General features: G+C 72.0%; 14 protein-coding genes and 1 pseudogene. 7 read left to right on the forward strand and 8 right to left on the reverse strand.

The features are described 5' to 3' along the window. The first annotated feature begins 428 nt into the window (after window positions 1–428). Complete coding sequence (locus G3I41_RS31055) at window positions 429–1,580, forward strand: acyltransferase family protein (protein ID WP_164403864.1); 1,152 nt, start codon at window positions 429–431, stop codon at window positions 1,578–1,580. Between the two features lie 67 nt (window positions 1,581–1,647). On the opposite strand, the gene G3I41_RS31060 is transcribed toward G3I41_RS31055, so the two are convergent. After that, window positions 1,648–2,133: an HD domain-containing protein gene (locus G3I41_RS31060; protein ID WP_164403865.1), complete on the reverse strand. Its 486-nt coding sequence runs from the start codon at window positions 2,131–2,133 to the stop codon at window positions 1,648–1,650. A gap of 146 nt (window positions 2,134–2,279) precedes the next feature. Between G3I41_RS31060 and G3I41_RS31065 the strand changes: the two genes are divergently transcribed. Further along, window positions 2,280–3,470, forward strand: coding sequence for a cation:proton antiporter (locus tag G3I41_RS31065; RefSeq protein WP_164403866.1), 1,191 nt, complete (start codon window positions 2,280–2,282; stop codon window positions 3,468–3,470). A 2-nt stretch (window positions 3,471–3,472) separates the two neighbouring features. On the opposite strand, the gene G3I41_RS31070 is transcribed toward G3I41_RS31065, so the two are convergent. From G3I41_RS31070 to G3I41_RS31085, 4 genes are all read right to left on the reverse strand, one after another. After that, window positions 3,473–4,618 (reverse strand): PP2C family protein-serine/threonine phosphatase, encoded by a 1,146-nt coding sequence (locus tag G3I41_RS31070; protein WP_164403867.1) that lies wholly within the window; start codon window positions 4,616–4,618, stop codon window positions 3,473–3,475. Window positions 4,619–4,723: 105 nt separating this feature from the next. Beyond that, entirely contained in the window at window positions 4,724–5,533 is an 810-nt protein-coding gene (locus tag G3I41_RS31075; RefSeq protein ID WP_164403868.1) for a DNA-formamidopyrimidine glycosylase family protein, read from the reverse strand. Window positions 5,534–5,609: 76 nt separating this feature from the next. Further along, the gene (locus G3I41_RS31080) at window positions 5,610–6,098 is read right to left on the reverse strand and encodes a ribose-5-phosphate isomerase (RefSeq protein ID WP_164403869.1); all 489 of its coding nucleotides are present in this window, start codon (window positions 6,096–6,098) and stop codon (window positions 5,610–5,612) included. Between the two features lie 131 nt (window positions 6,099–6,229). Beyond that, on the reverse strand, window positions 6,230–6,823 hold the full coding sequence (locus G3I41_RS31085; RefSeq protein ID WP_164403870.1) for a biotin transporter BioY: 594 nt from the start codon (window positions 6,821–6,823) through the stop codon (window positions 6,230–6,232). Between the two features lie 387 nt (window positions 6,824–7,210). Here G3I41_RS31085 and G3I41_RS31090 point away from each other — a divergent pair, with 387 nt between their 5' ends. From G3I41_RS31090 to G3I41_RS31100, 3 genes are all read left to right on the forward strand, one after another. Beyond that, entirely contained in the window at window positions 7,211–8,626 is a 1,416-nt protein-coding gene (locus G3I41_RS31090; RefSeq protein WP_164403871.1) for an amino acid permease, read from the forward strand. Between the two features lie 140 nt (window positions 8,627–8,766). Then, on the forward strand, window positions 8,767–9,408 hold the full coding sequence (locus tag G3I41_RS31095; RefSeq protein ID WP_164403872.1) for a superoxide dismutase: 642 nt from the start codon (window positions 8,767–8,769) through the stop codon (window positions 9,406–9,408). A 164-nt stretch (window positions 9,409–9,572) separates the two neighbouring features. Continuing rightward, window positions 9,573–10,415 carry an MOSC N-terminal beta barrel domain-containing protein gene (locus G3I41_RS31100; protein WP_164403873.1) on the forward strand — a complete coding sequence of 281 codons (843 nt, stop codon included), beginning with the start codon at window positions 9,573–9,575 and terminating at the stop codon, window positions 10,413–10,415. Between the two features lie 16 nt (window positions 10,416–10,431). Here G3I41_RS31100 and G3I41_RS31105 read toward each other — a convergent pair whose 3' ends face one another. From G3I41_RS31105 to G3I41_RS31115, 3 genes are all read right to left on the reverse strand, one after another. Next, the gene (locus G3I41_RS31105; RefSeq protein WP_164403874.1) at window positions 10,432–11,319 is read right to left on the reverse strand and encodes a DUF4232 domain-containing protein; all 888 of its coding nucleotides are present in this window, start codon (window positions 11,317–11,319) and stop codon (window positions 10,432–10,434) included. 88 nt (window positions 11,320–11,407) lie between these two features. Further along, complete coding sequence (locus tag G3I41_RS31110; RefSeq protein WP_164403875.1) at window positions 11,408–11,908, reverse strand: hypothetical protein; 501 nt, start codon at window positions 11,906–11,908, stop codon at window positions 11,408–11,410. Between the two features lie 446 nt (window positions 11,909–12,354). Next, a complete protein-coding gene (locus tag G3I41_RS31115; protein ID WP_164403876.1) occupies window positions 12,355–13,005 on the reverse strand; it encodes a DsbA family protein in 651 nt (216 codons plus the stop codon). A 144-nt stretch (window positions 13,006–13,149) separates the two neighbouring features. Here G3I41_RS31115 and pepN point away from each other — a divergent pair, with 144 nt between their 5' ends. After that, on the forward strand, window positions 13,150–15,738 hold the full coding sequence (gene pepN, locus G3I41_RS31120; RefSeq protein ID WP_164403877.1) for an aminopeptidase N: 2,589 nt from the start codon (window positions 13,150–13,152) through the stop codon (window positions 15,736–15,738). A gap of 167 nt (window positions 15,739–15,905) precedes the next feature. Then, window positions 15,906–16,160 (forward strand): annotated as a pseudogene (locus G3I41_RS31125) (hypothetical protein); the annotation flags it as partial.

The following is a 16,160-nucleotide window of genomic DNA, read 5'->3' on the forward strand; positions in this document are numbered from 1 at the left end:
CGCCTTGCCGGCCCGGAGATGTGCGGCCGTGCACCCTCCGTCGCCTCCATCGTGCCACCAACTCCCGCCGGGGTGTTGCCGGGTGACGTATCGACCTGTCGATATCGCGCCATCTTGCGCCCCCTGCGCCCCCTTCGCGCGCCGGTCCGGGACGGGCCGGCCACCGGGGCCTTGGCGCGGGCGCGCGATCTCCGGGGAATATGCGACGGTGATCGTTTCCGTATCCACACACTTCATTCACAGGGAAATTCGACACCGAACGCGAGGTAATTCACTTCGGTCAACTGCCTGATGCATTGCCCTATTTGATCGGGATTAAACGGGACGTAACGGTCACATCCTGCTGGTTTGCCATTTGATATGCAGGGAAGACGCGCTATTCAACGGCGGTTTTACGGATGGCAATCGAGACGTCTAGGGTGCCTGAGATGTTCCACGCTCCGAACGCAATGCAGAGGGCCACGCTCCCCCCGGCGACCGAGGAGGCGGAGCCCAGACACCCTGCGCCGACGGCGACCCGGGAGGTCCCCGCGCCGGCGGCGGACCGGCCCGCTCGGAGCGGCGGGGCCAAGCAGCGGGACGCCTTCTTCGACAACGCCAAGTACCTCGCCATCGTGCTCGTCGCGGTGGCGCACTCATGGGTCCCGGTCATGGACGGGAGCCGGACCGCCCGGGCGCTGTACATGGTGGTGTACACGTTCCACATGCCCGCCTTCATCCTCATCTCGGGCTACTTCTCGCGGTCGTTCGACCTGAGCCCGGCGAAGGTGAAGCGGCTCGTCACCGGTGTCGCCGTGCCCTACGTGGTGTTCGAGACGGCGTATTCGCTGTTCCGGCGGTACGCGAACGACCAGCCGGACGCGGCCGTCAGCCTGATGGACCCCTGGTATCTGACCTGGTTCCTGGCCGCCCTGTTCATCTGGCGGCTCACCACGCCGATCTGGCGCAACCTCCGCCATCCGCTCGCCGTTTCGCTCCTGATCGCCGTCCTCGCCTCGCTCGCGCCCAGCATCGGCGACGACCTCGACCTGCCGCGCGTCCTGCAGTTCCTGCCCTTCTTCGTGCTCGGACTCCAGCTGAAGCCCGAGCACTTCGAGCTGCTCCGCCGCCGCGAGGCCCGGCTGTTCGCGCTGCCGCTCTTCGCCGGGGCGCTGGTCTTCGCGTACTGGGCGGCGCCCCGGATGCAGCTGGGCTGGTTCCTGCGTGACTCCAGCGCCCAGGACATGGGTGCGCCGTGGTGGTCGGGCGCGGTGATGACCCTGGCGATGTTCGGCTGCGCGACGCTGCTGACGGCCGGGTTCCTCGCGCTGGTCCCGCGCCGCCACATGTGGTTCACGGTGCTCGGCGCCGGCACCATCTGCGGTTACCTGCTGCACGGCTTCCTGGTGAAGGGCGCCGCCTACGCGGGCGTCTTCGACGACCACGCGTGGCTGGTCGGTCCGGCGGGCCTGGTGATCGTGACCGTGGTCGCCTCCACCGCCGTCACCCTGCTGTGCACGCCGCCGGTGCGGCGCGCCCTGCGCTGCGTGACCGAGCCGGACATGAACTGGGCGTTCCGCCGGGACGCCGCCAAGATCTGACGTCTCCGCACTCCACGAAGCCCGGCCCCGGTGGCCGGGCTTCGTCGTGCCGTCGGACGGTGTTGGCTCAATCCCGACGTTCTGAGGGCGCGTTCGGTGCGGTGAGCCCCAGCAGTGCCCGTACCCGCGCATATTTCGCGACCAGCCGGGTACGCGTGGCCGGCTCCAGCACCGCCAGCCGGGCCGGGTCGGCGTTGTGGGCCAGATCCGCCTCCTTGACCAGCAGGGCGCCGGGGGTGGCCAGGATGCGCCGGGTGTACGCCTCCGGGTCCTCGCCCGCCCGCTTGGTGACGGCGAGCACCATGTCCTTGACGGCCTGGGGCAGGGCCGCCCCGGCCAGCCACTCGGCCGAGAGCGCGTCGTCCTCCACCGCGTCGTGCAGCCAGGCCGCGGCGATCTGCTCGTCGCTGCCGCCTCGGCTCCGAACGCCCTCCGCGACGGCCGCGAGGTGTTCCGTGTAGGGGCGGCCGGCCTTGTCCCGCTGGGCGGCGTGGGCCTCACGGGCCAGGGCCTCGACCTCGGCGAGGGTCAGCAGAGCGTGTGAAGCGGTCATGGCGAGGACTCTAGGCGCACCCCCGCACGCCCGGTCCGACAGTTGCAACGTCAACCGTTCGGTAAACTAACTTCTGACCATTCCTTGACGATCTCTTGACTCTTCGAAAGGCCAGGCTCATCGGACACGCAGACACGCTCATCGCCATGGGCGGCGCCTTCCTCGCCGCCGCGGTCCTCGCCCGCGCCGGGCGCCGCATCGGACTGCCCACGATCCCCCTGTTCATCCTGGCCGGAATCCTCCTCGGCCCGCACACCCCCGGCATCGTCCTCGTCGCCGACCCGCACGACCTGGAGATGCTCTCCGCGCTCGGCCTGGTGCTGCTCCTCTTCTACCTGGGCCTGGAATTCCACCTGGACGACCTCAAAGCGGGCGGCCGCAAGATGGCGGTCGCCGGGGGCACCTATCTCGCCCTGAACGTCGGCGCCGGGCTCGGCTTCGGCTTCGCGCTCGGCTGGGGCACCTCCGAGGCGCTGGTCCTCGCCGGGGTGCTCGGGATCTCCTCGTCGGCCATCGTCACCAAGGTGCTGGTGGACCTCGGGCGGATCGGCAACCCGGAGACCCGGCCCATCCTCGGCATCATCGTCGTGGAGGACGTCTTCCTCGCCCTCTACCTCGCGGCCCTCCAGCCCATCCTGTCCGGCGCCGACAGCCTCGCAGCGGCGGTGGCCGACGGCGGCAAGGCGTTCGGCTTCCTGCTGCTGCTCGCCCTGGCCGCCCGGTTCGGCACCCGGGTCGTCGGCAAGCTGATCGGGACCAAGGACGACGAACTCCTGGTCATCTCGTTCCTCGGCGCCGCCGTCCTGGTCGCCGGGATCTCGGAGTGGTTCGGCGTCGCGGACGCCATCGGCGCCTTCATGGTCGGGCTGATGCTCGGCAGCACGTCGTCGGGCGAGCGCATCCTCAAGCTGGTGCACCCGCTGCGCGACGCGTTCGGCGCGATCTTCTTCTTCGCCTTCGGGCTCTCCATCGACCCGGGCGACCTGCCCACCGTGCTCTGGCCGGTGCTGGCCGCCGTCGCGGTCACCCTCGCGATGAACGTGTGCGCCGGGATCGCCGCCGCCCGGGTGTACCGCTTCGGCCCGCAGGCCACCGCGAACATCTCGACCACCCTGGTGGCGCGCGGCGAGTTCGCCCTGATCCTCGCCACGATGGCGGCGGGCGCCGGTCTCGACGAACGGCTCTCCCCGTTCATCGCGGGCTATGTGCTCGTCCTCGCCGTACTGGCACCGCTGGCCGCCGGGCGCTCGCACTGGCTGGCCCGCCTTCTGCCGGGCCGGCCGGAACCGGCGCTCCGCGAGCCCGATCCGGTCGGGGCCGGGTCAGGGCTTCCGTGAGGTCAGGACTTCCGTGACAGGAGCAGCAGCGCCCGGTCGTCGTTGACGTCCTTCGCGCACGCCTCGATCAGGTGCCAGGCCGCGCCCTCGAAGCCGGTGCTGACGTAGCGGTCGGCCTCGCCGGTGAGCCGGTCGATGCCCTCCGCGATGTCCCGGTCGGACGCCTCCACCAGTCCGTCGGTGAACAGCATCAGCACGTCACCGGGGGCGAGATGGCCCTTGACCGGGTCGAACTCGGCGCCGTCGTACACGCCGAGCAGCGGGCCCTCCGCCGCCTTCTCCTCCCACTGGCCGCTGCCGGCGTGGAGTTGGAGGGCCGGCGGGTGGCCCGCGGACAGGAGCTCGTAGTCGCCGGTCTCCAGGTCGAGGACCAGGTGGATCGAGGTGGCGAAGCCCTCGTCCCAGTCCTGGCGCAGCAGGTAGCCGTTGGCGGCGGGCAGGAAGCCGTGCGGGGGCAGCGAGCCGAGGAGCCCGCCGAAGGCGCCGGACAGCAGCAGGGCGCGGGAACCGGCGTCCATGCCCTTGCCGGAGACGTCGGTCAGGACGGCTTCCAGGGTGCGGCCGCCGTGGGTGCGCGCCGCGACGACGAAGTCGCCGGAGAAGGACTGCCCGCCGGCCGGGCGGAGCGACATCTCGCGGTGCCAGCCCTGCGGGAGGCGGGGCAGCGAACTCTGGACGCGGATGCGTTCGCGCAGGTCGAAGAGCATGGTGCCGCCGCGCCGCCAGGGCACCCCGACCCGGGCGCGGAACTGGGCGAGGACCAGCCCGAAGAACCCGCAGGCGGCGACGGTGAGCACGGTCCCGGGGGTGACCCCGGCCGGGCCGTCCTCGTACGGGCCGAGCCGGACGGACTCCACGATGAGGGCGACGGCCGCCGCCGCGTACAGGCCGAGGAGGCTGGCGGGGCGCAGCAGCAGGCCGCCCGCGACGATCGGCAGGACGAGCATGGCGGGCGCGCACCAGACCGGGTCGACCAGGGTGAGGCCGGTGATGACCGGGATGACCAGGAAGAGGCCGGCCAGGGCGATCCAGTCGGAGCCGTCGCCGCGGAAGTAGTCGACCCCGGACCGGCGCAGCGTGGCGTAGACCCGGTGCGCCGATTTCCGCCATCGGGCCGGGTACGTCTCTGCTCCTGCGCGTCGGGCCATTGCGGGGACCCTATCCACCCGGCGCCCTCCAGTGCAGGGGGACCCCGTGACAATGTGTTCGAAATCGGCCCGTCCAGTGCCGTACTCACAGGTAGGACGTGTGGATCACGCGGACTGGCAGCCGGGGCACCAGAAGAGGTTGCGGGCGGCCAGGTCGGCGGTACGGATCTCGGTGCCGCAGATGTGGCAGCCCTGGCGGGCGCGCCGGTAGACGTAGACCTCGCCGCCGTGGTCGTCGACGCGGGGCGGGCGGCCCATCGCCTCGGGCAGGTGCTCGGGGCGGACGGTGTCGATCCGGTTGTTCCGTACGCCCTCGCGCATCAGCGCGCGCAGGTCCGCCCAGATCGCGTCCCACTCGCGCCGGGTGAGGTCCTTGCCGGCCCGGTACGGGTCGATGCCGTGCCGGAACAGCACCTCGGCGCGGTAGACGTTACCGACGCCCGCGATGACCTTCTGGTCCATCAGCAGGGCGGCGACGGTGATCCGGCTGCGGGAGATCCGCTGCCAGGCGCGTTCGCCGTCCTCGCCGTCGCGCAGCGGGTCGGGGCCGAGGCGGTCGTGTATCGCGCGCTTCTCGGCGTCCGTGATCAGGGCGCAGGTGGTCGGGCCGCGCAGGTCCGCGTGGTGCGCGTCGCCGACCAGGCGCAGCCGGACGGTGTCGGTGGGCGGCGGGGCCGGCACCGTACCGAAGTTCAGCTTGCCGAAGAGGCCGAGGTGGATGTGGACCCAGCCGGTGTCCGGGAAGCCGAGGAAGAGGTGCTTGCCGTGCGCGTCGGCCGTGCCGAGGACCCGGCCGTCGAGCAGGGCGGCGCCGTCCGCGAACTTCCCCTGCGGGCTGCTCACCCGTACCGGCCGGCCGGCGAAGCGCTCGCGGTGGTCGTCGGCGAGGCGGTGGATCGTGTGTCCCTCGGGCACGGTGGCGGGTCTCCTGGGTGGGACGGGTCCGGACATGGCTGTGCCGCCGGGGGGACCGGCGGCACGGGTCCTGCGGTCAGCCCTGCTGCGGGTGGTGGGCGGGGATCGGGGGGAGCTCGCCGGTGTTCTCGTACGCCGTGAGCATGTCGATGCGGCGGGTGTGCCGCTCCTCGCCGGAGTACGGGGTGGAGAGGAAGATCTCCACGAACTTCGTGGACTCCTCGACCGTGTGCATCCGGCCGCCGATGGCGACCACGTTGGCGTCGTTGTGCTCGCGGCCGAGGGCGGCGGTCTGCTCGCTCCAGGCCAGTGCGGCACGGACGCCCTTCACCTTGTTGGCGGCGATCTGCTCACCGTTGCCGGAGCCGCCGATCACGATGCCGAGGCTGTCCGGGTCGGCGGCCGTCTTCTCGGCGGCGCGGAGGCAGAACGGCGGGTAGTCGTCCTGGGCGTCGTAGAGGTGGGGACCGCAGTCGACGGCCTCGTGGCCCTGGGCCTTGAGCCACTCGACGAGGTGGTTCTTGAGTTCGTAACCGGCATGGTCGGATCCGAGGTACACGCGCATGGGAGGAGTGTGGCACGTGCGGCGCCCGGACAGGCCCTGAGGGGGTGCGGTGTGCCCGGTGCCGGGCAGACGCGCGGAGGCCCGCCGTTCCGCGGTGCGGTCGGCGGGCCTCCACGGTGGACGTACGGGGGTCAGCCCCGGCGGCCCAGGAGCTTCCAGGAGGCGGGCAGCGCGCCCATGGCCAGCGCCGCCTTCAGCGCGTCGCCCAGCAGGAACGGCGTCAGGCCCGCGGCGATCGCGGCGCTCGCCGACATGCCGGTGGAGAGGGCCAGGTACGGCACGCCGACCGCGTAGATGATCGCCGAGCCGAGGACCATCGTCCCGGCCGTGCGCAGCGCCGAGCGGTCGCCGCCGCGCCGGGCCAGGCCGCCGACGACGGTGGCGGCCAGGAGCATGCCGAGGACGTAGCCGAAGGAGGCGCCGCCCGCGCCGGAGCTGCCGGCCGAGAACCACGGAACGCCCGCCATGCCGACGAGGGCGTACACGGCGAGGGAGAGGAAGCCGCGGCGGGCGCCGAGCGCGGTGCCGACGAGGAGGGCCGCGAAGGTCTGGCCGGTGACGGGGACCGGGGAGCCCGGGACCGGCACGGCGATCTGGGCGGCTATGCCGGTGAGCGCGGCACCGCCGAGCACCAGGGCGGTGTCCACGGCGTAGCGGTGCCGGGCGGCGGGCAGCAGGTCGGCGAGGACCGCTCCGGTGCGGGCGGGGGCGGCAGCAGTGCTCATCGGGGACTCCGCGGGGGTGAGGGTCGGGACGGACTGACCGTGACGCTATCCGACCGGACCGCGCCCGATCACCATCAGCGGCCCACAAAGCGGCGATCGGCACGTTGGTGGGATTCACACAAGGAGGGGGGCGCAATCACCGCGGAGCGTGATGCTGGTCACGGAGGTGAACGGGGATGCGCCCGGGGCGGGCTGGGAAGGGGCGCGGGAGCGGGACTGTGAACTCCCTCTAAAAGCGCGGTACGTGACGGCACCCCACCGCCCGCCGCCGCGTGCGCGCCCGGTGTGGACCTGGTGACCGTATAGCGGACGGTGGTTTCCGGCGAGCGGATCGCGTGCCCAGACTGGGAGGACGTCCCCGTCTCACCGACCGAACAGAGCCCGTCCATGTCCCGGACCTCCGCGCCCTCCCCCACCGGCTCCCCGGCCACCGCGCCGGACACCGGCCCCGACTCGTCCCTGTCGCACGGACTGAAGCAGCGCCATCTCTCGATGATCGCCCTGGGCGGTGTCATCGGCGCCGGGCTCTTCGTCGGCTCCGGCGCGGGCATCGCCGCCGCGGGCCCCTCGATCGTCATCGCGTACGCGGTCTCGGGGCTGCTGGTGATGCTCGTGATGCGGATGCTCGGCGAGATGTCGGCGGCCCATCCGGCGTCCGGCTCGTTCTCGGTGCATGCGGAGCGGGCGATCGGGCCGTGGGCCGGGTTCACGGCGGGCTGGGCGTTCTGGGTGCTGCTCTGCACGGCCGTCGGCCTGGAGGGGATCGGCGCGGCCAAGATCGTGACGGGCTGGCTGCCGGGGACCCCGGAGTGGGCCTGGGTGGCGCTGTTCATGGTGGTGTTCCTGGGGACGAACCTGGCCTCGGTGACCAAGTTCGGCGAGTTCGAGTTCTGGTTCGCCGCGCTCAAGGTCACGGCGATCACGCTGTTCCTGGTGCTGGGCGTGCTGGCGGTGCTGGGCGTGCTGCCGGGCACGGACGCGCCGGGTACCGCCAACCTCAGCGGCGAGGGCGGCTTCCTGCCGAACGGCCCGGACGGCCTGGTCATCGGGCTGCTCGCCTCCGTCTTCGCGTACGGCGGTCTGGAGACGGTCACCATCGCCGCCGCGGAGTCCGAGGACCCGGTGCGGGGCGTCGCGAGGGCCGTGCGGACGGCGATGTGGCGGATCGCGCTGTTCTACGTGGGCTCGATGGCGGTCGTCGTCACGCTGGTGCCCTGGGACGACCCGAAGGTGGTGGAGGTGGGCCCGTTCTACGCCGCCCTGGACCACCTCGGCATCGGGCAGGCGGCGCAGATCATGAACGTCGTCATCCTGGTCGCCCTGCTCTCCGCGATGAACGCCAACATCTACGGCGCCTCGCGCATGGCCTGCTCGCTGGTGGCGCGCGGCCAGGGCCCGAAGCGGCTCGGCCGGGTCTCCGGCGGGGTGCCGCGCACCGCGGTCCTGGTCTCGTCCGTCTTCGGCTTCCTCTGCGTGCTGCTGAGCTACTGGCGCCCGGACGACGTCTTCCCCTGGCTGCTGAACATGACCGGTGCGGTGATCCTGGTCGTCTGGATCTTCATCGCCGTCTCCCAGCTCGTCCTGCGCGCGCGTCTGGAGCGCGAGGCGCCCGAGAAGCTGGTGGTGCGGATGTGGCTGTTCCCGGGGCTGACGGTGGTGGCGCTGCTCGCCATGGCCGGCATCTTCGTCCTGATGCTCCGCCAGCCCTCCACCCGCGACCAGCTCCTGGCGTCGGGTGCGCTGACGGTGGCCCTGGCCGTGATCGGGGCCGTGCGCCAGCGGCGGCGCGTCGCCGGAGCCTGAGCCGAACCGCCGTAAAGCTCCCACGAGACACCGGGTCCTCAGCCGAAGGGCTGACCCGGTGTTTCACGTTTCTGCTGTTAGCCTGCTCTTGCATAGAGGTTGCAATAACAACTTGCCAGCAGTTGGAGGGTTCGAAACCAATGGCCACGTACACGCTCCCGGAACTCCCGTACGACTACGCCGCGCTCGAACCGGTCATCAACCCGCAGATCATCGAGCTCCACCACGACAAGCACCACGCCGCGTACGTGAAGGGCGCCAACGACACCCTGGAGCAACTGGCGGAGGCGCGGGACAAGGAGGCGTGGGGAGCGATCAACGGCCTCCAGAAGAACCTCGCCTTCCACCTGTCCGGCCACATCCTGCACTCGATCTACTGGCACAACATGACCGGTGACGGCGGCGGGGAACCGCTGGCCGCGGACGGCGTCGGCGACCTCGCGGACGCGATCACCGAGTCCTTCGGCTCCTTCGCCGGCTTCAAGTCCCAGCTGACGAAGGCCGCGGCCACCACGCAGGGCTCCGGCTGGGGCGTCCTCGCCTACGAGCCGGTCAGCGGCAAGCTGATCGTGGAGCAGGTCTACGACCACCAGGGCAACGTGGGCCAGGGCTCCACCCCGGTCCTGGTGTTCGACGCCTGGGAGCACGCCTTCTACCTCCAGTACAAGAACCAGAAGGTCGACTTCATCGAGGCGATGTGGGCCGTCGTCAACTGGCAGGACGTGGCCAAGCGCTACGCCGCCGCCAAGGAGCGCGCGGACGTGCTGCTGCTCGCCCCCTGACCCGACGCCCCGGCCGGGGCCACCGGACGTCCTGCCTCGTGATCGTCTTCTCACCCTTCACCTGGCAGGCGGATGAAGGGGAGGCCCCCGCCTGGACGTGACAGGCGGGGGCCTCTCTGTCGTCCCGCCGCGGCTGCCATGATGTCCGGCATGAGGAGCACGTCATGACGACGATCACCGTCCACGCGCTGGTGTACTACCCGGTCAAGGGCTGCGCCGGGACCCGGGTCGACTCCGCGCGGGTCACCGCCACCGGCCTCGAACACGACCGGACGTTCATGGTGGTCGACGCGGCCGACGGCGCGTTCCGCAGCCAGCGCACCCACCCCGCCATGGCGGCGGTCGGCGCCCGGGTCCTGGACGCCGGGGCGGCCCTCGCCCTGTCCGCCGAGGGCACCGGAGCACTGCGGTTCGACGTGGCCCCGGACGGTCCGCGCCGCGAGGTCAGCATGTTCGGCCGGGACCTCGGGGAGGCCGTCGACCAGGGGGACGAGGCCGCGGAGTGGTTCTCCGAGGTGCTGGGGGCCGCGTCCCGGCTCGTCCGGGTGCGCCCCGGCTTCGACCGGGACGGCTGGGGCGAGACCCCCGGCAAGCTCAACTTCGCCGACGCGCACGCGGTCCTGGTCACCTCGACCGCCTCGCTGGCCGGCCTCAACGCCCGCATCGCGGCCCGGGGTGACGCCGCGCCCGTGCCCATGGACCGCTTCCGGGCCAACATCGTGCTGACCGGCGACGACGAGCCGCACTTCGAGGACCGGGTGGCGCGGATGACCGTGGGCACCGCCGAACTCGCCCACTCGGTCAAGGCGATCCGGTGCAACGTCCCGCTCGTCGACCAGCGGACCGGGCGGCGCGCCGGACCTGAGCCGGTGCGCACGCTGGCCACGTACCGCAGGGAGCCGGAGTTCGGGAACAAGCTCAGCTTCGGCGCGAAGAACGCGGTGGTCCGGGAGGGCTTGGTGCGGGCCGGCGACCCGGTCACCGTCCACCGCCCGGCGGGCGGCTGAGCACCCGTACGGTCTGCTACCCCTGGGGGACGCCCGCGTCCGCCGGGGTCTTCGTCCACGGGCTGACGCCGAGCCGGCCCGTGGTGCCGAGGTCCAGCTCCGGGGTGACCGTCACGGGCTCGGCGCCGGGCTTCGCGGTGACCTCGGCGTAGGGGGCGTTGACCGGGTCGCCGTCCGTGGTGGTGTTGCGCCAGGCGAGGCTGGCGTACGCGCTCTCGCCCGGGCGCAGCGTGAGGGGGCGGGGTTCGGCGTCGCCGCCGATGCCGGTGGAGATCGCGGTGGTGCCGTGCAGGATCTCGACGCCCGTCACCGGGTCGCGGTCCTCGTCGAGGAGCCGGAGCGCGGGGTAGCCGTTCAGCCGGTAGTCGGTGGTGCCGCAGTTGGCGAGGTGGATGCCCACGACGCGCAGCCCCATCGCGGCGTCGCCCCGGTCGTTGGTGATGCGGACCCCCGAGGGCGGGCAGGCGCCGGACGGCCCGTCGGCCGGGACGGCCCGCACCTTGGTGATCCGGGCCCGGTACGCGCGGGCCGAGCCCGGTCCCTCCTCGGCGTCCAGGGGCCGCCGCACGGTCTGGCCGGGCTTCACCGCCTCGACGGTGCGCGTGGTGGAGTCCATGGCCTCACCGAACCCGTTGACCAGGGTGAACGTGATGGTGAAGGTGAGCGGTTCCTGGTCCGTGTTGGTGACCTCGAACCCGGTGGACGGGGCGCCTGAGGGACCGCACTTGCCGCTGACGACCCGGACGTTGTCCCAGGTCCGCCCGGCGGGGTCGGCGAGCGGCGCGAGGGAGGCGCAGGTCGCCCCGGACGAGGCCGGGGCCCCGGCGGTCTCCGTCCCGCATCCGGTGAGCAGCGCGGTGCTCGCGAGGGCGGCACACAGGGCGAGGGCGGTGGCGGGACGCATCCCCCCAGCAGATCAAAGGGGCCCGGGGCGGGCTGTGCCGCAGGTCACATATCGCGTCACGGTGGCGTCACGGTCGCGCCGGTACGGCTCAGCCGGGCAGCGGGCCGCCGAGGGTGGGCAGCGGGACGATGTCCGCCTTGTCCGGTGCGGCCGCCTCGACCGCCAGCCCGTGCTTCGCCAGGTTCATCGTCGCCCGGACGCTCGCCGCGCCCAGGGGCCAGTCGAGCCGGGTGCGCACGATCCGGCCCTCGGCGTCGATCCAGACCTCCGCGTCGACGGCCACCTCGCCGGCGAGCTCCCGGAGCTGGTCGATCTTCTCCCGCATGCCCTTCGCCATCCGCAGCGTGACGGTCTTCTGGTCGAGCGTGCCCTTGTAGTGGACGGCGGCCGCGCCGTTCACCCGTTCCTCGCCCGCCTTGGAGACGTCCTTCATCCGCGCCACCTGTGCCAGGACGTGCCGGGGGTCGTTGCCCGGGGCGCGCAGCGCGTAGTGCGCCTCCAGCTCGTCCTGTCGGACGGCTCCCCAAGAGCCCTCCATCTCGGCGAATCCGCCGAAGTAGACGTTCTCGCCGCGGAAGATCTCGTCCATCCGGGGCGACGCCTCGCCCGGGGCGTCCTCGCTGTGGAGCTGGACCGCCAGGCGCCCCCGGCCGGCCAGTCGAATGCGCCGTCGACGGAGACGACGTAGGAGCTGGCCCCGTCGCCCAGTTCGATCTCCTCGGTGATCCGGGCGCTGCTCTTCTCCGTCTTCGCCACCGCGGCCCGCACCGCTGCCCCGTGGTCCGTTTCGAGGGTGTCGATCGTGGCGGCCTTCTCCGCGGCGCGGGCGGTCTCCGGTTCCGGCGCGGAGGAGCAGCCCGCGCCGAGCAGCGCCGTGAGCAGGGCGAGGGGTATAAGGGGGCGCCGCACTGTGATCTCCATGGGTGGTCACCTGCCACCGGTGTCCAGCGACGCCGGGCGGGTGATCGTACCAACGGCCTGCGCGTTCGCCCCGGTCGTGGGGGCCGGGTTCGGCCCCCACGACGGGGTGGGCACTCAGTCGAAGATCGGCCCCTGGGTGCGGGTGCGCTTGATCTCGTAGAAGCCGGGGATCGAGGCGACCATCAGGGTGCCGTCCCAGAGCTTCGCGGCCTCCTCGCCCTTGGGGGCCGGGGTGACGACCGGTCCGAAGAAGGCGATCTGCTCGCCGTCGGCACCGGGGACGGCGATGACGGGGGTGCCGACCTCCTGCCCCACCTTGTCGATGCCCTCCTTGTGGGAGGCGCGCAGCTCGGTGTCGTAGGTGTCGGAGTCCGCGTGACCGGCGAGTTCGACGGGGAGGCCGACGTCCTTGAGGGCGTTCTCGACGGCCTCGCGGGTCGGGCCCTCTCCGCGGTTGTGGAAGCGGGTGCCGAGCGCGGTGTAGAGGGGGCCGACGACCTCGTCGCCGTGCAGCTGCTGGGCGGCGACCACGACGCGGACCGGGCCCCACGCCTTGTTCTCCAGCATGTCGCGGTACTCGGCGGGCAGCTCGTCGAGCCGGTCCTCGTTGAGCACGGCCAGGCTCATCACGTGCCAGCGGACCTCGACGTCACGGACCTTCTCCACCTCCAGCATCCAGCGGGAGGTCATCCAGGCCCAGGGGCAGAGCGGGTCGAACCAGAAGTCGACGGGGGTCCTGCCGGTGGCCGTGCTGTTGTCAGACATCTCTCTCCTCGAACGGGCGGATCGCGTCGGTGGGCACGTCTGTGCCCGACAACACCGGACGACGCTCCGGCCATTCCCGCCCGCGGGTCCGGAGCGCGGCATGGGAGGATCAAACTATTCGAACGTGACACAAAGGAGTGTGCCGTGCCCGGCCAGAACCTGTCCCGAGACGAGGCCCGCGAGCGGGCCGAGCTGCTGACCGTCGACGGTTACGACGTCGCACTCGACGTACGTTCCGCGACCGGAGGCCCCGGCCGGGACGCGGCGGACGGTCCGCTGACCTTCCGCTCGGTGACGACGATCCGCTTCCGCGCGGCACGCGGCGGGGCGTCGACCTTCGCGGACCTCATCGCCCCCTCCGTGAACGCGGTGACGCTGGACGGCACCGCGCTGGACCCGGCGGCGGTGTTCGACGGGGCGCGGATCGCGCTGGCGGACCTGTCGGAGGGCGAGCACGTCCTGGTGGTCGACGCGCAGTGCGCGTACAGCCGGACCGGCGAGGGCATGCACCGGTTCGTGGACCCGGAGGACGGCGAGGTCTACCTCTACACCCAGTACGAGCCGGCGGACGCCCGCCGTGTCTTCGCCAACTTCGAGCAGCCCGACCTCAAGGCCCCGTACCGCTTCCGGGTGACCGCGCCCGCCGAGTGGACGGTGTGGAGCAACGGCGCGGAGGAGTCCCGCGAGGGCGGGGTGTGGCGGTTCGCGGAGACCGAGCCGATCTCGACGTACATCACGGCGGTCGTCGCCGGTCCGTACCACTACGTCACCGACTCCTACAGCCGGACCTTCGAGGACGGCACGACGCTGGAGATCCCGCTCGGCGCGATGTGCCGCAAGGGTCTCGCCAAGCACTTCGACGCCGACGACATCTTCCTGATCACCAAGCAGGGCCTGGACTTCTTCCACGACAACTTCGACTACCCGTACCCGTTCGGGAAGTACGACCAGGCGTTCGTGCCGGAGTACAACCTCGGCGCGATGGAGAACCCGGGCTGTGTCACGTTCCGCGAGGAGTACATCTTCCGCGGCAAGGTGACGCAGGCGGCGTACGAGAGCCGGGCCAACGTCATCCTGCACGAGATGGCGCACATGTGGTTCGGGGACCTCGTCACCATGCGGTGGTGGGACGACCTGTGGCTGAAGGAGTCCTTCGCGGACTTCATGGGCGTCTTCGCGATGACCGGCGCGACCCGCTTCGAGGACGGCTGGATCACCTTCGCCAACAACCGCAAGTCCTGGGCGTACCGCGCCGACCAGCTGCCCTCCACGCACCCGGTCACGGCCGACATCCGCGACCTGGAGGACGCCAAGCTGAACTTCGACGGCATCACGTACGCCAAGGGCGCCTCCGTGCTCAAGCAGCTCGTGGCGTACGTGGGACGGGAGGCGTTCCTGGAGGGCGCCCGGCGCTACTTCAAGAAGCACGCGTACGGGAACACGCAGCTCGAGGACCTGCTCTCGGTGCTGTCCGAGACGTCCGGGCGGGACATGACCAGCTGGTCGCGCTCCTGGCTCCAGACCGCGGGCGTCAACTCGCTGACCCCGGTCGCGACCTACGACGCGGCCGGCCGGATCACCGAGCTGGCCGTCCTCCAGGAGGCCGCCGAGTCCCACCCGGAGCTGCGCCCCCACCGGGTCGCCGTCGGCCTGTACCGCCGCAACCCCGAAGGGGAGCTGGTGCGTTACGCGCGCGCCGAGGCGGACGTGTCGGGTCCGCGCACCGTGATCGGGGAGCTGACGGGGGCCGAGCGGCCCGAGCTGATCCTCGTCAACGACGACGACCTGACGTACTGCAAGGTCCGCTTCGACGAGGTGTCGCTCGCCACCCTGCGCGCGCACCTGGGCGACATCACGGACCCGCTGGCCCGCGCCCTGTGCTGGTCGGCGCTGTGGAACCTGACCCGTGACGGGCTGATGCCGGCCCGCGACTTCGTCTCCCTGTTCCTGGCCTTCGCCGGACGCGAGACGGACATCGGGGTGCTCCAGATGCTGCACGCCTGGACGCGCGGCGCGCTCGTGAACTACGCGGCTCCCGCGTGGCGCGAGGAGGGCGGCCGGGCGCTGGCCGAGGGCGCGCTCGGCGAACTGCGGCTCGCCGAGCCGGGCAGCGAGCACCAGCTCGCCTGGGCCCGGTTCTTCGCGTCGGTCGCCGCGTCGGAGTCCGACTTCCAGCTGCTGGCCGGGCTGCTCGACTCCACCGCCAGGATCGACGGGCTCGACGTCGACCAGGAGCTGCGCTGGGCGTTCCTGTCCCCGCTGGTCGCCCACAGCGCGGCCGACGAGGCGGCGGTCGACGCGGAGCTGGCCCGGGACGACACGGCCTCCGGCAAGCGGCACCATGTGCGGTGCCTGGCCTCGCGGCCGTCCGCCGAGGTGAAGGCCCGGGCGTGGGCGGACGTCGTCGAGTCGGACGCCCTGTCCAACGCGCTGGTGGAGGCGACGATCGCGGGCTTCGCGCAGCCCTCCCAGCGGGAGCTGCTGGCGCCGTACACCGCGCGCTACTTCGAGGCGATCGAGCGGGTCTGGGCCGAGCGGTCGATCCAGATCGGGATGGCCGTGGTCAAGGGACTGTTCCCGGCCCTCCAGGACGACCCGGCGACGCTGAAGGCGGCCGACGCGTGGCTGGAGTCCCGGGCCGACGCGGCGCCGGCGCTGCGGCGGCTGGTGCTGGAGGCCCGGGACGACCTGGCTCGGGCGCTGCGGGCGCAGGCGGCGGATTCGGTGGCGTAGGCCGTCCGGCCCGGGGCCCCTGCCCGGTCGCCCAGCCCCGGGCAGGGGTTCCGTCCTCGACCGCCGGACGGGCCGGCTTCTGACGCTAGGCGGTGTTCTTGTCCGGATATGTCGACGGGCCTGTAACAACGGTTCAGGTTCCGGCCGCTGGCGGGATACACCGGAGCATGACCCAGAACACCCCGCTTCAGTCCGGCTGCCCCGCTCCCACGCGTGGGCGGCAACGCGTCGTTTCCGCGGCCCAGTTGAAGGTGATGGGCGTGTCCGCCGGGCGGGCCGCGGAGCGGTGCCGGGACGGTGGTCCGTGGCAGCAGCCGCTGCCCGGGGTCTTCGTCCTGCACCCCGGTCCGCTCAGCGGCCGGGAGCGGCTGCGGTCCGCCCTGCTGTACGCGGGCCGCCCGCCGGCGTCCGGGCGGCGCCCG

It is taken from the genome of Streptomyces sp. SID9727 (assembly GCF_010550605.1).
Classification (GTDB): Bacteria; Actinomycetota; Actinomycetes; order Streptomycetales; family Streptomycetaceae; genus Streptomyces.